Origin of the sequence: Chryseobacterium sp. JUb7 (assembly GCF_024806495.1) — a bacterium.
Classification (GTDB): Bacteria; Bacteroidota; Bacteroidia; order Flavobacteriales; family Weeksellaceae; genus Chryseobacterium.
Genome location: NZ_JANUFF010000002.1, coordinates 673,777 through 691,799, shown reverse-complemented (window position 1 = coordinate 691,799; position 18,023 = coordinate 673,777). Strand labels below are relative to the sequence as shown.

Here is an 18,023-nt window from a genome sequence, read left to right as displayed (position 1 = left end):
AACTAGTTTTTAATCTTTCAACAAAAACAATTTTTAAATAACAAGAATATAATGAAACAATTACATAACATATCTAATTTATCTTCAAGACAACGCGGTGTAGAACCGATGGGGCAAGGATATGCTTGTATTATTCTTCTTGATAGTGAATTTGTGGATAAAAGGTGCTTATATAAATGGGTCAGCTAATAAACTGACACGTCTAAAAATATAAAGCGCCTCCCGAAAAGAGGCGCTTTTTTATGTTTTTTATTTTAAAAATTAAAACAATCTCATGGCTCAATTGGATAGAGCGTCGGTTTACGAAACTGAAGGTTGAAGGTTCGAATCCTTCTGGGATTACAGAAAAGTGAATAAGTCAATGGTGAATTTGTTTCACAAATGAATTTAAAATTGACAAGCAAAGCAAATTGACTATTCACAATTCACATTTAACGGTTCCGTGGCTCAATTGGATAGAGCATGGGTTTTCTAAACCCAGGGCTACAGGTTCGAGTCCTGTCGGAATCACAAAAAGAGGAGAGTAGGCAAATATTGGTTTGTTGCGGCTTACTGCTAATGAGTTCTACGACAGTAGTGAAGGTTCGATTCCTTTGCTCTCCGCAAAAAAGGTCTATTGAGGTAATGGCTAACCTGCCTGACTGTCGCTCAGGAACTGCGAGTTCGATTCTCGCATAGACCGCAAAGATTCACGGAAAATTTCAGATCCGACTGTCTCTCGGAGAAGATTTTTAAAGTGAATCTGCAAAACTGGAAAGATAACGGTGGTTGTTTACCCGTCTTGGACGCGGGAGGCCATAGGTTCGAATCCTATTTTCCAGACTATTTGCTCCATTAGCATAGAGGTGAGTGCATTCGGCTTTCTACCGAACGACAAGGGTTCGATTCCCTTATGGAGTACAATTGATTTCGTAGTTCAATAGGTTAGAGCATCGGTCTGATACACCGAAGGTTGAAGGTTCGAGTCCTTCCGAAATTACAAAAAGATTCTGTAGCTCAATGGTAGAGCGCTGGTCTGTTAAACCAGAAGTTGAAAGTTCGAGCCTTTCCGGAATCGCAAAAACTAAATGTTAATTGTTTCAAAAGAGAAAAAGAAAAAGCTTGTCGGGAGCAGAAGATCTTTACGCCAAAAACACAATATAGACAGGCTTTTTCTTAACTCACTTGAGGCTGGAAAACAGATGAGGAAAGTTTTAAACATAATATAAATTTTTAGGTAAAATAAAGTTTGTCAAAGCGCAGAAGTTCTTATATCAAACAAAAATTAAGACAGGCTTTATTTTTTTGATTAGAAGTTAGAGATATGATCTAAAAACGATCAATTAGCAACCAACAATTGGTTGCAAAAACGATGGTTCGCCGAAGTGGAAGAGTCGGGGCGGTCTGCAAAACCGTTGCGTGAGCTGAGTGGGTTTGACTCCCATAACCATCTCAAATAACTAAAATGAGATTAGTTCCGAAGAAAAAAAAGTTTGTCGAGCGAAGAAGTTCTTACATCAAACTAAAAATAAAAGACAGGCTTTGTTTTCTTCACAATAAAGAAGTTAGATGTTAGAAGCTAGAAATTAGAGATATAAAATTATCCAAAAACTATCAACCAACAACTATCAACTAAAAACCGGAAGTACGCCGAAGTTGGAGAGTCGGGGCAGACTGTAAATCTGTTGCTTCATTGCTGAGTAGGTTCGAATCCTACTACTTCCACAAAACCGCTGATAATGTAATGGCAGCATGCAGGAAATGTACTCTTGTTGTTCAGGTTCAACTCCTGGTCAGTTGGTTAATTGCTCTATTCGTCTAACGGTTCAGGACGCCTGCCTTTCGAGCAGAAAATAAGGGTTCGATTCCCTTATAGAGTACCAGGTTAAATGGAAATAGAAAAGTTTGTCGAGCGCAGAAGTTCTTTACAAAATATAACAGGCATAGTTTATAAATATAGACAAGCTTTTCTCAGACCTAAAAGATGAGTAGTGAGCAATGGGTAATGAGTAATTCTGCCAATGCTGAAATTGTGAATAGTAAAATTAATACATTACTAATTACCCATTACTTATTGCTCATCAAACCGCGGGAATGGTGGAAATGGTAGACACGCTTGATTTAGGCTCAAGGTTTTGGGGGTTCGAGTCCCTCTTTCCGTACAGAACAAAACATGAATAATAGGTAATAAGCAATGAGTAATTATCGTAATCGCAGGTTATGAAGTATGATTTATTTATTACCTGTAAAAAATTGGAAGAATGGTGTAGCAGGTCTGCACGTTAGTCTGAAAAACTAAAGGTACAGGTTCGATTCCTGTCTGCTCCACGAAAATATAAGCAAACAGTAATATGCAGTAAGAAATAACTTATAACTCATAATTAATAACTTATAACTAAAAAAATTGCTTCGATAGTGTAATGGCAGCATCTCAGTCTCCAAAACTGATGGTATTGGTTCGAATCCAGTTCGGAGTGCAAAACGGTGAATAGTCAATAATTAAAAAATTGATGATACGTAACTAACAAATTAAAATTTAAATAAAACAAATTTAAAACATGTAGAAAAAATGGAAACGCAACAACAAACATGGCAAAATATGACTGGAAAAATTTTCCAACATTCTATCATACAGCTGGTAGAAGAAGCCATCATCCGCGAACAGGCAAATGGACATCGACTGAAAGTATGTGTAGGTTCAGACTCTCACGTTTATGGTGATGCCATTAATTATGCCACGGCAGTTGTCTTTATTCGTGAGGGAAAAGGAGCGTTTACCTTTATTAGAAAAGAAAGAGAAATACAGAATATCAGTATCAAAGAGCGTATGTTGAACGAGGTCAACAAATCCGTAGAAATCGCCTATGCCATTTGCTCTATTCTGGAAACTTATGATGTGGAAATGGAGGTACATGCAGACATTAACACCGATCCGGATTTTAAATCCAACGTCGCTTTGAAAGATGCAATGGGCTATATTCTGGGAATGGGATATGTGTTTAAAGCAAAACCTTACGCATTCGCAAGTTCAAATTGTGCTGATATGATGGTGTAAGAAATAAGCTGGAAGCGGGATGATGGGAGATGGGAGTTTTTGAAAAGATCAATTAACTTCCTGCGTCCAGCTTCTAGCCTCTATCCAAAAAAAGTAAATAAAAGAATTTTAAAAACTAATAACCATGTATTTTTTAGTTCAGGCTAATGTATATTTAGATCCCGATCATTATAAAATTTTTGATGCTTTGGAAGAATTAAATATTGATTATCATGTAATTAATATTACTCCAACTGTAGAAAAAATCGACTTCGAAACAGACAGAAAAGATGTTTTCGTATATGGTTCGGTAACGATTGCAAGACTGGCAAAACAAAATACCGATTGGTTTCCCGGTTCTTTTTACGGAGGCAATCACCTGTATGAAGTGTATTCTCAATATTATGGTGAAAACCTTCTTAATCATAAAATTTCCGTTCACAAAATTTCAGAAGAATTGATTTGGAAAAAAGGTGAAATAAAATTCATTAAACCTTATAATGAAGCGAAAATTTTCACTGGAAAAGTTTTCAACGAAACTGAATGGAAAGATTTTGTTTTTGAAGGGTTGGAAAATAAATCCAACAGAATTACAGAAGATTCCTTGATTCAGATTTCTAAAGCAAAACGAACGATAAAAGAAGCAAGACTTTGGATTGTTGGCGGACAGATTATCGATGGAGGATATTATAAATTTAATGATAATGCTCCTTTCGAAGAAAAAGTCTCAGAAGACGGATTGAATTTCGCCAATGAAATGATTCAACTTTTCAATCTTGAAGAAGCTTTTGTAATGGATATTTGTTTAACAGATGAAGGCTGGAAAATTGTTGAAATAAACTGCATCAACAGCTCGGGATTTTATCCGAATACCAATGTGAAAAGTATTATCAAAGCATTGAATATTTACTTTTCAAATTAAAAAAAATAAAGCAATGGAGCGCACAAAAAGATTACTGTTTCTGGATGATATAAGATATCCAAACGAAGCATATCATTATACCAAACAGGATATTTTTCTCAGAAAAGACTGGCACATTGTCCGTAATTACGAGCAGTTTGTCAACAGGATTTTGCAAAAAGGGCTTCCGGAAATGATTTCTTTTGATCACGACCTTGCTGATGAACATTATTTAGAACCTAATTCTCAGGAATTTGTTGAAAAAACAGGTTACGATTGTGCAAAATGGCTCGTAGAATATTGTATGGATAACTATTTGGACTTACCAAAATTCTATTGCCACTCGATGAATCCTGTTGGAAAGGAAAATATTGAGAGCCTTTTAAAGAATTTCAAAAACTATTAAAAATTAAAAAAATGATTTTCAAAACATATAACTCTATAGAAAATGCTTACCAAACCCGCGTGATCGATCAGATCAAGTTACAGGGTTTTGGGGATGAGGTTTTCATTGTACAGGAAAAGGTTCACGGCGCTAATTTCTCTTTCTTTACCGATGGAAAGGAAATTAAGATCGCTAAAAGAACCGCTTTTATCGAGAAGGATGAAAAATTCTACAATGCACATCAAATTTTAGAACGTTACAGAAAAAACGTAATTGATATCTTCGAAAAAGTGAAAACTATTTACCCGAATTTAGAAACTGTAGTAATCTACGGTGAACTGTTCGGTGGTGGTTACAAACATAAAAAAGTTGAACCTGTAAAAGATGCGATAAAAGTTCAAAAAGGTGTTGAATATGCACCTTACAACGAATTTTATGCATTCGATATTAAACTGAATGGTACAACTTATTTGGATACAGATTTAGTCAACCAAATTTTTGAAGAAACCGGATTTTTCTATGCAAAAATCTTATTTCAAGGGACTTTGGATGAAGCTTTAAATTATCCGAATGTTTTTGATTCTAAAATTCCGACTTGGTTGGGATTACCTGAAATCGAGAACAATATGTGTGAAGGAACGATTATCAAAACGTTAAAAACCAAATATTTTGGAAATGGATCGAGAGTCATTTTGAAAAATAAAAATGAAAAATGGGTCGAGAAATCTAAGGTTGTGAGAAAACAGGATAAAACGGTTCAAAAACAAATCAACTTTAGTGAAAAAGCTCAGCATATTTGGGAAGAAATCCAAAAATATGCAACTGTAAACAGGTTGAATAACGTTGTCAGTAAGATTGGTGAGTTTGATCCCAAAATGATTGGGAAGGTGATCGGCCTTTTTGCACAGGATATTTTGGAGGATTTTGAAAAAGATTTTCCGGAAGTTTTTACAACTATAGAAAAAGAAGAACAGAAAAGGATCAACAAAAAATTGAATTCTTTGGTTATTGATTTAGTAAAAGAAGAATTAATTTCAGCAAAGGCATAGTTTCGGTAATTATCCGATGAATAAAAGCTTTTGCTGTTAAAAAACAATTAAAAATGAAAAAGATAAGCACATTATTCAAAAAAGATATACATAATTTAGGAAGAGTTATTAACGAAATTAATCCTGAAAACAATTGGGTTTTTGACGGTGAAGCTATTGCTACGCAAAAGTTTGATGGTTCTGCATGCGCAGTGATTAACGGTAAATTATACAAAAGATACGATGCGAAGAAGGGTAAAACAGCCCCTGAAGGTGCAATTCCGTGTCAGGAAGCAGATTTTATTACCGGTCATCATCCGCATTGGGTAGAATGTGATATTACTAAAAAAGAGGATAAATATTTCTGGGAAGGATTCAATACTCTTGCGGAATCATGCAAGGTAGAAGATGGCACTTACGAGCTTATTGGCGAAAAGGTGAGAAACAATCCTGAGAATATTACAGGTCATTTGTTAGTAAAACACGGAACTCAAGTTCTTGGTTTAGAAAGTCTTGATTTTGATTTTATCAAAGGTTTTCTTAGCAATACAGAGAATGATATGGAAGGTATAGTTTTCCATCATATTGCTGATAACCGTATGTGTAAGATCAGAAAATCTGATTTTGGTGTACGCAGAAAAACAGTAAAAGAACTCATTGTTTAAAATAAAGATTAAGTTTCGGTAATTCATTTTATCGAAACTTTTTTACGTTAAATTAAGCCATAAAATTTTCTATTCAGTTTGTGATTCCTTAGGAATCTAAGTAATGAAAGAACAAAAGTGGTTATGAAAAATTAAAAAAAATGTTACAGGCAGAAATAAAAAGTCTTTTGAGAGAAGACATTAGTATATTAATAAAAATTCCAAACTCAGCAAAGCATTATTTATGTGATTGTGGTGAAGCTAGTTTGTTGACAGTGAAAGAAGTTCAATCCGTTTCGGCGGTATTCATTAGTCATACGCATATTGATCATTTTTCAAATTTTGACGGAATTTTCAGACACCAAATTGGAAGCGGAGAAAAAATAGTGATTTGCGGACCAAAAAATATTCACCAACAAGTTGAATCCAGATTAAAATCTTACACTTGGAATTTAATTGACGAAAATGCAATTGAATATGAAATTCGGGAAATTGTTTCAAAAGAAGAAATTAATATTTATAAAATTCATCCACCACATTGGAATCTTGAATTGATAACAACTCAGAATTTTCTTTTCGAAGATGACTATGTGAATGTTGATTTTGCTATTCTCGATCACAAAACAGATTCCATTGCTTATTTATTTAAGGAAAAAGATTCATTTACTTTTAATGAAAATGCTTCTGAATTCAAAAAAGGAAAATGGATCAGTGAATTGAAAACCGCTTTAGAAAACAACAATTCAGACAAAGAAATCCTGGTTGAAGAAACAGTTTATAAAGCTTCAGATTTATTTCATTTTTTGTCAAAAAATGAAGGTTATAAATTAGGAATGATCATGGATCATGCTGTTTGTGAAGACAATTATGAAAAAATAAAAAAGGTTTTCAAAGGGGCAGATATGGTTTACATCGAAACGTTTTATAAAGATGAAGATCAGGGATTTGCAAAGTTGAATTATCACAGTTTCGCGTCTGCATCAGGAAAAATCATGAATGAATGTGAAGTGAAAGAAGCAATCCCAATTCACTTTTCACGAAGATATATAGAAAGTGATCAACTGGAAATTGAAACTGCTTTTTATAAAGCATTTCGAGGAAATTAATTAAAATATTTATTAAACTAAAATTAAAAAAACTAAAAATAATCATGCAATTTAAAATACCTTTTCATTTCGATATGGAAACGGCTGATCCTGATGATTCTATGACGTTGGCTATTTTGGCAACGCATCCGAAAGTTCATTTGGCAAGCGTTTCTATACATCCGGGAGGAAAAGATCAGATAGGTTTTGTAAGACGAGTCTTGCAAATTTTGGACAGGGAAGATGTTCGTATTGGATCTGGAACTCCGAAATCTTCAGCGACTCGTGTTTCGAATTTTTACCGAGGCTGGGTTGGAAAATTTGAGGATTCAGAAGCAGATGATACGGCTGCAAAAATTATGACTGAAACACTTCGTCAATTTCCCGATTGTACTTTATTAACGGGAGCCGCACTTACAAACCCGCATGCTCTCTTGGAAACTGGAATTTTCTTTGACCGTTGGTTTTGTCAGGGAGGTTTTGCAGGGGATAATATTATTCCAAAAGAAAACCGACTGGAAAAATTTGACGGAAAAACTACCTGTGCAACATTTAACCTAAACGGAAATCCATTGGCTGCAGAAAAATTGTTCTCAATACCCATAACTGAAAGACGATTGATCAGTAAAAATGTATGTCACGCTGCGGTTTTTACTAAAAAAGATGCAGAAATGTTGATCCCATTTCAAAATGACAATAAAGGATTGAAGTTATTTCTTAAAGCAGTTGAGCTTAAAGAAAAAGCACTTCATGATACCGTGGCAGCTTTGTTGGCTATAGATCCTTCAAAAGCAGTTTGGGCAGAAGTAATTCCTTACAGACAACGCGGTGAGTGGGGTTCCCGGAAAATAGAAGAGAATTCAGGACAGAATTCATCACTGATTACGACTCACATTCCAGATTTAAAAGATCTGTGGATGGTGATTAAACCTTAAAACAAACAATTAAAAATTAAAAAAAATGAAATCCAATATATTTTTTACAGCAGACCATCATTTTGGTCACGAAAATATTATAAAATTCTCCGAAAGGCCTTTTGAGTCTTTGGAACATATGAATGAAGAACTTATTAACAGATGGAATGAAAAAATCAGCGAAAATGATGTTGTCTACCATTTAGGTGATGTGAGTTTAGGAAAGCCGGATATTACAAGAGATATTTTAGATAGATTGAATGGTAAAATTCATTTAATAAAAGGCAATCATGAATATTCTGCACTTCGTGTCTCAGATAGATTTGAATGGATTAAGGATTATCACGAGCTTTCCGTTGAAGATGAAGAAGCCACTCATGGCAAACAGAAAATTGTTCTTTTTCACTACGCAATGCGTACCTGGAATGCCTCACATCATGGAGTTTGGCAACTCTACGGTCATTCACACGGAACTTTATCTGATGATGAAATGGCTTTAAGTATTGATGTCGGAGTAGACTGTCATAATTTTTATCCGATTTCTTATGAAGAAGTCAGGGAATTAATGAAGAAGAAAAAATGGACGCCACCGTTTGCGCCTAGAAATTAATAAGATGGAAACTTGATGCGAGATGCCGGAAGTTTTTGCAGAGCGTGATTTACTTCCCGCCTCCAACTTCGTGCTTCCATCCATTAAACCAAAAATTATGAAAACAACCAATGAAATATTAATCGTCGATCTGGAAGCCACATGTTGGGAAAACGACAGAATCCCAGCTGGTCAGAAAGTCGATATTATAGAGATAGGAATTTGCGAATTAAACAAAACAACAAAAGCAATTTCCAAAAAACAAAGCATTTATGTACTTCCTGAAAGGTCCAAAATAAGTAAATTTTGTACAGAGCTGACCGGAATTACGCCACAGTTAATTGAAGAAAAAGGAATCTATTTTGAAGAAGCCTGTGAGAAAATTAAAGATGAGTATCATTCAACACCACTTACCTGGGCAGGTTTCGGAAATTTTGATAAAGAGCAGATTATGGAACAATGTGATTATCTCGGAATCGAAAATCCTTTTTCTGAAAATTATATAAATGTGATGCATCAGTTCAAAAATTATAACGGACTTTTTAAAATGATGGGTTTGAAAAGGGCCTTAAAGTTCCTGAATATGGATTTTGAAGGAAATCATCACAGTGGAGCAGATGATGCTTACAATGCCGCCAGAATTTTAAGAGAAATTTTGAGGGGATAATTGGGTCAGGAAGATGGATGATGGAAGCGGGAAGTTTTTGCAGTGCGAAATTTACCTACAGCCTCCAGCTTCAAACTTCCAGCCACAAAAAATAAATTTTTAAAACAAATGAAAACAACAGACAATATATTAATTATAGACCTCGAAGCTACGTGTTGGAATGACCGCCCGCCGAGAGGTCAGGAAAGTGAAATTATAGAAATCGGAGTTTGTATAATGAATGCAAAAACCGGTGAGATTTCACAAAATGAGGGGATTCTAGTGAAGCCTCAATTTTCAAAAGTGAGCCCGTTTTGTACGGAACTGACTTCCATTACTCAGCAAATGCTTGATGATGAAGGGGTTTTACTCGAAGATGCATTGGATATTCTGAGAGCAGAGTATGATTCTGAAGATCTAACTTGGGCAAGTTACGGAAACTACGATTTGAATATGCTTAGAGATCAGGCAAGAAGATTCAGTGTCGATTATCCTTTAAGTGATGACCATATTAATGTAAAAACATTATTTGGAGAATTGCATCCGACGGTTCGTAAGAGTGTGGGCATGGCAAGAGCTTTAGGTGAATTGAATCTCAAGCTTGAAGGTACGCATCACAGAGGTGTGGATGATGCTAAAAATATTGCGAAGATTTTGCATTGGTGTTTAGCACAATATTAATTTAGCATGTAAAAATACGACAACTGCTCCCTTTCAAAAGGGAGTTTTTATTTATATTCAGATTATGATTTATTTTATCTTTGTCGATATGAAAATTAAGGGATTATTATTTTTAATTATTTCAAACCTTGCTTTAGCTCAAAGTTTTGAAGTTTTTTATCCAAATACTGAGAATATCTATTTAGCAGATGTTCCAAAGAGAGATAAAGATTATAAAATGAAGTTTCAGTTCAATAATTATGAAAATAAATTTTATGTAATGAACCGTTTGCTTTTTGATAATAAAACTGCAAAGTCTTTATTGTACATAAAATTTCTGAATATTTATGCTGTCAGTAACAGAAGACAGGTTGATTTTTATGGTTTCAATGAACTTTTCCCTAAAAAAGGTTTCTATAAAACAGGTATAACAAAAAATTTCCTGGGAGAAAAGGCCGAAGAATACGATTTAGATAATGATACTTCTCCAATTAAATTGTGGTTTGCAGACGGAATCCAGACTGAAAATGAAATGTACAGTTATTTGAAAAGCCTTAATGTGCTTGAAAAAATACCTAAAAACAAAAAACTTGTAGGAGTAAGTCTCCAGGATATTGATTTTGATAATAGTACAGCGGGTAAACAGAAAAAAAGTTTCGTGAAAAGCAGTCTTGAAAATTTCGTTTGGAGCAGTGGAAGTTCGGAGTATAGAAAATGTATGAAAAACTTCGAAGAAAACCGAAAATTGGATTTGGAATCATTATCAATACCTAAAGAGAAAAACTTCACGTATGAGATTTCGGAAAAATATAAAGGTAAAGAAGTAAACGGTGAACAATTCGAATTTTCAGATGATACAAGAAGTACTTTTATTCGATTAGTGAATGATAAAAAAACTAATGAAAATAAAGCCTATTATTATGATTACTCCAATAATTCAGTTTTAATAGGAAATTTGAAAGATGATACTTTTTTTTATAGTGAAGCTTACAAAATTAATGATGACTGTAAGGGGAGTGAATATAAAAAAATAGAAGAAAATGATGATCATGTTTTGATTTTAAAATATCCTAAGACTGGAAAATATGAACTTGTAGTGTATGAAATTCAGAAAAAAAATGCTCCTAAATTTTTATATGATGAATTGAAAACAACAGGTTTTCTAAAGTCTATTAAAAGCTTAAATAGCGAATTAGACGAGTACAGCTTCAATGCCGAGTTTAAGAAATCAAATACTAAAATAATATTCGAAAAAAAATAATGAGATACTATATATCAATCTTTTTTCTCTTTTTATGGTCCTTATTTAATGCGCAGACTCTTGTTCCTTATCGTGACAAGAATGTATGGGGATACAGCGACGAGTCGGGAAATGTGAAAATTACCCCGAAATACGACAGTGTTGCACTTTTTGATTCGAAATATAATAACGAAAATTATCGTTTTGCGAAAGTTTTATCCAATGGGAAATATGGGTTAATTGATGAAAAAGGTGGAATTTTGTTTAATACAACATACAAAGATATCAATATAGATAGCGATAAGTACAGTCTGTTTATCATTGTACAAAATGAAAATGGAAAATTTGGAGTATATGATTTTAATAAATCTTTCATTCCTGAAGAATTTGATAAAATTGAATATATAAGAAATTATTCTTTTTTAGTTAAAAAGAACCAAAAGATAGGTGTTTATAATAATCTTGGGCACATGGTTATTCCTGTAGAATATAAACAGATCAACTATATTGACGGTGATTCTAAAGAAGTAAAATGGATGGTTTCGAATGAAAAAGAAACAAAATATATAATCACCCCGGCAGCGAAAACTTCCGACAGGTCAATGCAGGCGATTTATGAGGATGGAGGAATTTACATGTCCGGTACCACCAAAACTAGTGATGCTGCAGCAATTGAAAAGCTTAAGTCCAAATATTATTTATCAAAATGTGATAATTATTACAAAGAAAAATGTATTTACAGACAAAATAATAAATATGGATTTTATGATTTTGAGCTGAATAAAAAGACCAGACCAGAATATGAAAGTCTGAAAATTCTAAAACCATACCGTGATCAAACATACCTGTTAGCAACAAAAAATGGGAAAAACCTTCTTATAGATGAGCTGGGTAATTCGTTGATTCCTGTTGATTTTCAGGAAATAGAAGACCGATATAACACGCTGACCTTTACAAAAGATAATAGAAAAGGGTTTTATTTTATCGATACCCAAAAGTATGTAGAACCCAAATATCAATTACTTTCCTGGAACCAGACTCTTTATCAATCTGGTCCTGTTAGAAATTTTGAGCTTATCCCTGTTTATACTGATAATCCAAAAGACTGGTTTTATATAGGAAGCAATGGGCTAATTTTCAAAGCAAAATAGAATTTACAATTCTTACAATACATAATGAAGACATTTTTAAATCAAAAATGTCTTTTTTTTGCATTAAAATAAATTACGCAAAATCATTGCGTAATTAGCTTCTTACTTTGCATTATCAAAAATGAAATGACACTAAAATTTTGAAAAACAGATTTTAGTCAAGATATCAGGCAGGTCATGTTGAGTGTTTCTGTATAGCACCATTGCAGAAAAATTTGTTGAGAGACATTTATTTTATTCTGTTCAGCTTGACCTGAAGGTTTGAGGAGTTTGCCAAAAAACTTCTACCACGCGCTATAGGTCGAAGGTTCGAATCCTTCTATTTCCGTGAGGGAATATAACTCAGTTTGGTTAGAGTAATAGCTTTTTTGGATGCGAGGGTTCGACTCCCTCCCTCACTTCGAATGAGGTAGCTCAGTTGGTTAGAGCACTACACTTTCACTGTAGGTTGAAAATAGACTCAAAATCTATTTTTTATTAGAGTTTTGAATGTTTCTCATTAAAAAAATATCTCTTTTATAGGAAAGTCTAAGTTTTTTCAGTCGTTAAATCGACATTTTGAAAAAGCCTGTAAGAAAAGATTTTTCTGAAAATAAAATTTGAATGATGAATAGTCAATAGTTGAATTGAATTTTCTGAGAAGGACGGTTTTCCGCGTGAGCGATGGTAACGGATATCCTTTTTTGTTAGCAAAAAAGATAGAAGCATAAGTGAATTGAAAGCAATTAAATATTGCTTTTGATGAAGCTTACGAACGAAAGTTCACAGCGACCCGAGTTGCTGCTTTCAGCGATGGAAAGGGACACGCCCAAGATCTGATTAATTAGAAAATAAGTTTAAAATACGATTCTGAATTGAATGGAATTTCATGAAAAACTTTTCTTCCGCCATTTTGGAAGAAGATTCTTGGATTTTCCTTTTTTATTAAAATTAATAATAATAACACTTAAAATAAAATATGATGTTTAAAAATGTACAAATTAAAGCATATCAGGTTGGTTTGGTTTTTAAAAACAGAAACCTGGTTGAAATCTTAAAAGAAGGGAATCAATGGATTTTCGGAAATAAAACTGTTGAAATTCATGAGATGAAAAGCCAGTTTAAAACAAATGAAGATCTCAATCTTTTATTGAAAAATGAAGGTTTGAATTCAATGCTTGAAGTGATTGAGGTGAAAGATGGTGAAATTGTTTTGGTACATGAAAACGGAATATTCAAGGAAGTTTTAAATGTTGGTCAGTATGCTTTCTGGAAAGATATTGTAAAGAGAGAATTTCAAAAAATCGACTTGACGAAAGTTGAAATCACAGAAAAAATTTCTAAAACAATACTGGAAAATATGAAGTTGAAAAATTTCACCAGAAAGTTTGTGGTCACAAATCAATATAAAGGAATATTGCTGATTGACGGAAAACTGACCAAAGTTTTGGATGCCGGAACGTATTATTTCTGGAACAATGAAATTTTAATCGAAATAAAATCCGCAGATATGCGTATGCAGCAAATGGAAATTGCAGGTCAGGAATTGCTGACGAAAGATAAAGCGATGCTGCGTATCAATTTCTATGTGCGTTTTCAGGTGGAAAACATCGAAAAAGCATTGATGGAAAATAAAGAATATGATAAGCAATTATATATCTTGATGCAGTTGGCTTTGCGTGAATTCGTTGGAGCGTTGACATTAGATGAGTTGCTTGTGAAAAAAGATTCTGTAGGAAAAGAAATCCTGGAAAATCTTGGAAATAAAGCTGAAGAGTTAGGCTTGAAAGCATCTGATGCAGGAATCAGAGACGTGATTTTGACAGGCGAAATGAAAGAAATCATGAATCAGGTATTGATTGCGGAGAAAAAAGCTCAGGCCAACAGCATTATGAGACGTGAAGAAACTGCTTCCACAAGAAGTTTGCTAAACACAGCGAAATTAATGGAAGAAAACGAAGTTCTTTGGAAGCTGAAAGAAATGGAATATATGGAGAAAATCGCCGACAAAATTGGAGATATCACCGTTTCCGGAAACAGCAATATTGTTTCTCAGCTGAAAGAAATCTTTACAAAATAGAAACTAATAACTATCATTATAGAGACGGGTTTTGTGAATGCAGAGCCCGTCTTGTTTTAAAAAATTAGAAACCAGTCTCGTAGCTTAAAAGGAAAAGCCTACGGTAAAATTTCGTAACCGTAGAGTTTGCGGATATTCCGGTTAGACCTGCGCGGACTAATGGGTAGAGTTTACAGATGCACCGAAAATCTTAGGAGAAGTAGGGAAGCGTATTTACAGCCGCAATGCCGATAGGGAATGTGAGTTCGAATCTCATCGAGACTACAAAAAGACAAGTTTACATTGTAAACTTGTCTTTTTTATTTATTTCCTTTCCAACCAATTTTCATAAGAAAGCACGCCCAACTCAGGTTTTCCATCGCCTTCCAAAATCGAAATAAACTCCAGTTGATTTCCATCCGGATCATTAAAATAAATGGCCAAAGCCGGCATCCAGGCAAAAACCATGGGTCTGTCGATTCCGTCTTTCAAAAAATTATAAGGCTTTAAATTTTTATTTTTCAGAAATTCAACAGAATAATTCAGAATATCTTCTTTATCGGCTGTAAAAGCTAAATGTCTGGTTTGTAAATTTTCTTTTTGTTCCCACAAACCCAACATGGCTTCTTTATTTTTTCCAATCCATAAAAATGCAATCGGGCGGGTTTCGTCTCTGTGGGCTAATTCCAATCCTAAAATGTCAGTATAAAATTCTATAGCATTTTCCAAATCACTTACCTGAACATGGGTTTCATATAATCCTTTAATCATAGTTTTAATTTTAATGAAACAAAGCTACACAACGGATTTCCAAAAACTCCAAATTAGCAATTTCCTTATTTAAAATGAATGATAGACAGATTGTATTTGGTTGTTTGCTGATTGTTTTTTGTTCAGCGTTATGTTTGTCATTTAGAGCGAAACGAAGTGGAGTGTGGAATCTCAGTAATTAAAAACCGATTAGAATTTCTACGAAAAGACAAACTTTGTGAATATTTATTTTTAGATTTTCTTTTCACTAAGCTTCTCTCAAGAATGGAGCAACAAAATTTTTATCGCAGATAAAAATCCTTGCGTTTTAAAAACATCCTCAATAAAGAAAAAACATTTTGTCTTTGCGATTTTCCAACAAAAAAATAAAAACTTTTTCATAAAAATTTACACTACGCAAAAAGATTGCGTAAAAGCATCCTTACTTTGCATAAGAAATCAGAGAGGAAATGATAATCCTCCAAAAATGTTTAACTAAAAACAGTAACCATGAAATTTAATTTTTTAAGAAAATCAAATAACGTAGTAATGAATTACCAAGGTGCAAAAGCATTTACAATGACACTTGCAGAAGAACTATATAGTGCTGTTGTTACAACAGGATTATCAAACACAACCTATGAAAAAGGAAATGACAGATTAGTAAGAATCCAGTCTCTGATTAAGAAAAACGATCCTGAATTTGTTGCAAAATTGGCAATTTATGCGAGAAAAGACATGTATTTGCGTTCAATTCCATTGGTTTTAACGACCGAATTGGCAAAACAGACCTCAGGTACAGACCTGGTGAGCAGAACGGTTGACGGAGTGATCCAGAGAGCAGATGAAATCACAGAGTTGCTGGCGTATTACCAATTGGCCAACGAAAGAACGGATTTGAAAAAACTGAATAAGCTTTCAAAACAAATTCAAAAAGGTTTGGTAAAATCTTTCAACAAATTTGATGAATACCAGTTTGCAAAATACAACAGAAAAGCTGAAGTAACCTTGAAAGATGCTTTGTTTTTGGTTCACCCAAAAGCAAAAGATGAAAATCAACAAGCTATTTTCAATAAAATCGTAAACGATTCGTTGGAAACTCCATACACTTGGGAAGTTGAACTTTCGGTGCTGGGTCAGACAAAATTTACCAATGATGCGGAAAGAAAGTCAGCTTTCAAAAATAAATGGGAAGAACTGATTTATAGTAATAAACTGGGCTATATGGCAACCTTGCGAAACCTAAGAAATATTATGGAAGCCGACGTTTCATCAGATGCAATGTACAAAGTATGTAATTATCTGTCGAACGAAAAAGCGGTAAGAAATTCAAAACAATTGCCATTCAGATTTTTAGCGGCGTACAGAGAACTGAAAACGATCGATTCAAAATATACTTCATCAATCCTTGAAGCATTGGAAGATGCCGTGATGGTGAGTGCAAAAAATATCAAAGGTTTTGGTTTTGATACTTCGGTGGTGATCGCGGCAGACGTTTCAGGTTCGATGCAACAGCCTGTTTCTCCGAAATCTAAAGTGTTATTGTACGATATTGGACTGTTGATGTCAATGATGTTGCAGTCACAGTGCAAAAATGTGGTTTCCGGTATGTTTGGAGACACCTGGAAGAGAGTCCCGATGCCTAAAAACGGTATTCTGAGAAACGTGGATGCGTTCTACAAAAGAGAAGGTGAAGTAGGTTACTCCACAAACGGTTATCTTGTGATTGAAGATTTGATCAGAAAAAATGAAAAAGTGGATAAAGTAATGTTGTTCACCGACACTCAGCTTTGGGATAGCAATGGCGGTAGGAATTCTTTCGAAAACTCGTGGAATCAATACAAAAGTTTCAATCCGAATGCAAAATTGTATATTTTTGATTTGGCAGGTTACGGAAAACAACCGCTGGATATCAGAAAAAATGATGTATACCTTATCGCAGGTTGGTCCGACAAAATTTTCGATGTACTGAATGCTTTGGAAGACCGAAAATCAGCGGTAGCAATGATAAAAAAAGTAGTGCTGTAAAAGGCACTGCTTTTAAAAATAAAAACTAATAACCATTAATTTTTTTAGGAGCTATTTCCCGCTTGGAATTTACACTGAGCTTGTCGAAGTGCTATATCTTTTATTATGCTTCGCTACACAAAAGGATACCGTTGCAATCGGGGCTAGGAAAAACAATAAATTATGATGAAACTCATTAATGCAATAGAAGTCAGTCCATTAAAATATTCTAAAGAAGAATATGAACTGCCCGAACCCTCTGACTACCCAGATCATAATGAATGGTATCGAAAATGGGAAGAAACAGTTTCTAAATTAGATCTTGGCTTTCATACGATCCAGAAAGATTCCTATTTAGTTGATATAGAAACTATTGATGATGAAAATTTACAAATGATTTTAGAAACAAATCTTCAGGAGATTGATTTGGAAGAATTTGAAGATCAAATTATAGCTTTTGATGGAGGTATTGTTTTAAAAGATAATGATCAGGTTTTGATAACTCCAACTTGCTGTGGAGATATTCGAAATATAAAAGAATGGAAGAAAATTTTTGATAATAAAACTTCCGATTGGTCAGAAATATGGATTGGGCATCCGTGGATTTTCTATAAAAAAGAAAATGGAAAAATTCAATTTTCAGATTATTCTGAATTAAATATAAAAGATACCATAGACATACAGCCAATTTTTGAGGTTAAGGAATCTGAATTAAAAATTGAATTTGAAAAAGTAATGCAACATCAGATAAAATTTAAAAATAAGATCACAGAAATTCTTAAAAAAATGAATATTGAAAATGCAGGAAAAATTTCAGAATTAATGACAGGAATGTGATGTTGAGATTGCTTCGTCATTTCATTTCTCGCAATGACCTAAAAAAGAACAGTAGTAAAAAGCGACCTAGGAAATGGAGGCGTTAAGAAAATTTGGAAAATTCCGTTAAAAAATATCCACTGTTTGAACAAGCGT

General features: G+C 33.8%; 16 protein-coding genes and 13 tRNA genes. 28 read left to right on the top strand and 1 reads right to left on the bottom strand.

The window, feature by feature from the left end:
• Positions 1-268: 268 nt before the first annotated feature.
• From M2373_RS06765 to M2373_RS06640, 26 genes are all read left to right on the top strand, one after another.
• Positions 269-342, top strand: a tRNA-Arg gene (locus tag M2373_RS06765).
• A 94-nt stretch (positions 343-436) separates the two neighbouring features.
• A tRNA-Arg gene (locus M2373_RS06760) sits at positions 437-510 on the top strand.
• 8 nt (positions 511-518) lie between these two features.
• Positions 519-603 (top strand) — tRNA-Ser (locus M2373_RS06755).
• Between the two features lie 7 nt (positions 604-610).
• Positions 611-682 (top strand) — tRNA-Asp (locus tag M2373_RS06750).
• A 68-nt stretch (positions 683-750) separates the two neighbouring features.
• A tRNA-Pro gene (locus M2373_RS06745) sits at positions 751-822 on the top strand.
• Between the two features lie 6 nt (positions 823-828).
• Positions 829-900, top strand: a tRNA-Glu gene (locus tag M2373_RS06740).
• A gap of 5 nt (positions 901-905) precedes the next feature.
• A tRNA-Ile gene (locus M2373_RS06735) sits at positions 906-979 on the top strand.
• Positions 980-985: 6 nt separating this feature from the next.
• A tRNA-Asn gene (locus M2373_RS06730) sits at positions 986-1,057 on the top strand.
• Positions 1,058-1,620: 563 nt separating this feature from the next.
• Positions 1,621-1,704: transfer RNA gene (locus M2373_RS06725), tRNA-Tyr, on the top strand.
• Between the two features lie 82 nt (positions 1,705-1,786).
• Positions 1,787-1,862, top strand: a tRNA-Glu gene (locus tag M2373_RS06720).
• A 205-nt stretch (positions 1,863-2,067) separates the two neighbouring features.
• Positions 2,068-2,141 (top strand) — tRNA-Leu (locus tag M2373_RS06715).
• A 93-nt stretch (positions 2,142-2,234) separates the two neighbouring features.
• Positions 2,235-2,307: transfer RNA gene (locus M2373_RS06710), tRNA-Phe, on the top strand.
• Positions 2,308-2,385: 78 nt separating this feature from the next.
• A tRNA-Trp gene (locus M2373_RS06705) sits at positions 2,386-2,456 on the top strand.
• A gap of 92 nt (positions 2,457-2,548) precedes the next feature.
• Positions 2,549-3,034 (top strand): ribonuclease H-like YkuK family protein, encoded by a 486-nt coding sequence (locus M2373_RS06700; RefSeq protein WP_259108854.1) that lies wholly within the window; start codon positions 2,549-2,551, stop codon positions 3,032-3,034.
• Positions 3,035-3,158: 124 nt separating this feature from the next.
• The gene (locus M2373_RS06695; protein ID WP_259108852.1) at positions 3,159-3,935 is read left to right on the top strand and encodes an ATP-grasp domain-containing protein; all 777 of its coding nucleotides are present in this window, start codon (positions 3,159-3,161) and stop codon (positions 3,933-3,935) included.
• Positions 3,936-3,948: 13 nt separating this feature from the next.
• Positions 3,949-4,320: a cyclic-phosphate processing receiver domain-containing protein gene (locus M2373_RS06690; RefSeq protein ID WP_259108850.1), complete on the top strand. Its 372-nt coding sequence runs from the start codon at positions 3,949-3,951 to the stop codon at positions 4,318-4,320.
• Between the two features lie 11 nt (positions 4,321-4,331).
• Positions 4,332-5,348 carry an RNA ligase, Rnl2 family gene (locus M2373_RS06685; protein WP_259108848.1) on the top strand — a complete coding sequence of 339 codons (1,017 nt, stop codon included), beginning with the start codon at positions 4,332-4,334 and terminating at the stop codon, positions 5,346-5,348.
• 53 nt (positions 5,349-5,401) lie between these two features.
• Positions 5,402-5,992: a hypothetical protein gene (locus tag M2373_RS06680; protein WP_259108846.1), complete on the top strand. Its 591-nt coding sequence runs from the start codon at positions 5,402-5,404 to the stop codon at positions 5,990-5,992.
• Positions 5,993-6,132: 140 nt separating this feature from the next.
• Positions 6,133-7,077 carry an MBL fold metallo-hydrolase gene (locus M2373_RS06675; RefSeq protein WP_259108844.1) on the top strand — a complete coding sequence of 315 codons (945 nt, stop codon included), beginning with the start codon at positions 6,133-6,135 and terminating at the stop codon, positions 7,075-7,077.
• Positions 7,078-7,121: 44 nt separating this feature from the next.
• Positions 7,122-7,991: a nucleoside hydrolase gene (locus M2373_RS06670; protein ID WP_259108842.1), complete on the top strand. Its 870-nt coding sequence runs from the start codon at positions 7,122-7,124 to the stop codon at positions 7,989-7,991.
• Positions 7,992-8,016: 25 nt separating this feature from the next.
• Complete coding sequence (locus M2373_RS06665) at positions 8,017-8,580, top strand: phosphoesterase (RefSeq protein ID WP_259108840.1); 564 nt, start codon at positions 8,017-8,019, stop codon at positions 8,578-8,580.
• Positions 8,581-8,602: 22 nt separating this feature from the next.
• Entirely contained in the window at positions 8,603-9,226 is a 624-nt protein-coding gene (locus M2373_RS06660; RefSeq protein WP_259108838.1) for a 3'-5' exonuclease, read from the top strand.
• A gap of 108 nt (positions 9,227-9,334) precedes the next feature.
• A complete protein-coding gene (locus tag M2373_RS06655) occupies positions 9,335-9,886 on the top strand; it encodes a 3'-5' exonuclease (protein WP_259108836.1) in 552 nt (183 codons plus the stop codon).
• An 88-nt stretch (positions 9,887-9,974) separates the two neighbouring features.
• Entirely contained in the window at positions 9,975-11,126 is a 1,152-nt protein-coding gene (locus M2373_RS06650; RefSeq protein ID WP_259108835.1) for a hypothetical protein, read from the top strand.
• The gene (locus M2373_RS06645) at positions 11,126-12,256 is read left to right on the top strand and encodes a WG repeat-containing protein (RefSeq protein ID WP_259108834.1); all 1,131 of its coding nucleotides are present in this window, start codon (positions 11,126-11,128) and stop codon (positions 12,254-12,256) included. The genes M2373_RS06650 and M2373_RS06645 overlap by 1 nt, the downstream gene beginning before the upstream one ends.
• Before the next feature lie 958 nt (positions 12,257-13,214).
• Positions 13,215-14,315 (top strand): slipin family protein, encoded by a 1,101-nt coding sequence (locus M2373_RS06640; protein WP_259108833.1) that lies wholly within the window; start codon positions 13,215-13,217, stop codon positions 14,313-14,315.
• A gap of 303 nt (positions 14,316-14,618) precedes the next feature.
• Here M2373_RS06640 and M2373_RS06635 read toward each other — a convergent pair whose 3' ends face one another.
• A complete protein-coding gene (locus M2373_RS06635; protein WP_259108832.1) occupies positions 14,619-15,065 on the bottom strand; it encodes a VOC family protein in 447 nt (148 codons plus the stop codon).
• A 489-nt stretch (positions 15,066-15,554) separates the two neighbouring features.
• On the opposite strand from M2373_RS06635, the gene M2373_RS06630 reads away from it, so the two are divergent.
• On the top strand, positions 15,555-17,072 hold the full coding sequence (locus M2373_RS06630; RefSeq protein WP_259108831.1) for a TROVE domain-containing protein: 1,518 nt from the start codon (positions 15,555-15,557) through the stop codon (positions 17,070-17,072).
• Between the two features lie 162 nt (positions 17,073-17,234).
• Positions 17,235-17,888 (top strand): hypothetical protein, encoded by a 654-nt coding sequence (locus M2373_RS06625; protein WP_259108830.1) that lies wholly within the window; start codon positions 17,235-17,237, stop codon positions 17,886-17,888.
• The last annotated feature ends 135 nt before the right edge of the window (positions 17,889-18,023 follow it).

What these genes read in the sequence shown, in the direction of transcription:
- M2373_RS06625 (WP_259108830.1), top strand. Translation starts at nt 17,235, where the DNA reads ATGATGAAACTCATTAATGCAATAGAAGTCAGTCCATTAAAATATTCT.
- M2373_RS06695 (WP_259108852.1), top strand. Translation starts at nt 3,159, where the DNA reads ATGTATTTTTTAGTTCAGGCTAATGTATATTTAGATCCCGATCATTAT.
- M2373_RS06660 (WP_259108838.1), top strand. Translation starts at nt 8,603, where the DNA reads ATGCCGGAAGTTTTTGCAGAGCGTGATTTACTTCCCGCCTCCAACTTC.
- M2373_RS06700 (WP_259108854.1), top strand. Translation starts at nt 2,549, where the DNA reads ATGGAAACGCAACAACAAACATGGCAAAATATGACTGGAAAAATTTTC.
- M2373_RS06645 (WP_259108834.1), top strand. Translation starts at nt 11,126, where the DNA reads ATGAGATACTATATATCAATCTTTTTTCTCTTTTTATGGTCCTTATTT.
- M2373_RS06635 (WP_259108832.1), bottom strand. Translation starts at nt 15,065, where the DNA reads ATGATTAAAGGATTATATGAAACCCATGTTCAGGTAAGTGATTTGGAA.
- M2373_RS06670 (WP_259108842.1), top strand. Translation starts at nt 7,122, where the DNA reads ATGCAATTTAAAATACCTTTTCATTTCGATATGGAAACGGCTGATCCT.
- M2373_RS06665 (WP_259108840.1), top strand. Translation starts at nt 8,017, where the DNA reads ATGAAATCCAATATATTTTTTACAGCAGACCATCATTTTGGTCACGAA.
- M2373_RS06680 (WP_259108846.1), top strand. Translation starts at nt 5,402, where the DNA reads ATGAAAAAGATAAGCACATTATTCAAAAAAGATATACATAATTTAGGA.
- M2373_RS06685 (WP_259108848.1), top strand. Translation starts at nt 4,332, where the DNA reads ATGATTTTCAAAACATATAACTCTATAGAAAATGCTTACCAAACCCGC.
- M2373_RS06675 (WP_259108844.1), top strand. Translation starts at nt 6,133, where the DNA reads ATGTTACAGGCAGAAATAAAAAGTCTTTTGAGAGAAGACATTAGTATA.
- M2373_RS06630 (WP_259108831.1), top strand. Translation starts at nt 15,555, where the DNA reads ATGAAATTTAATTTTTTAAGAAAATCAAATAACGTAGTAATGAATTAC.
- M2373_RS06650 (WP_259108835.1), top strand. Translation starts at nt 9,975, where the DNA reads ATGAAAATTAAGGGATTATTATTTTTAATTATTTCAAACCTTGCTTTA.
- M2373_RS06690 (WP_259108850.1), top strand. Translation starts at nt 3,949, where the DNA reads ATGGAGCGCACAAAAAGATTACTGTTTCTGGATGATATAAGATATCCA.
- M2373_RS06655 (WP_259108836.1), top strand. Translation starts at nt 9,335, where the DNA reads ATGAAAACAACAGACAATATATTAATTATAGACCTCGAAGCTACGTGT.
- M2373_RS06640 (WP_259108833.1), top strand. Translation starts at nt 13,215, where the DNA reads ATGATGTTTAAAAATGTACAAATTAAAGCATATCAGGTTGGTTTGGTT.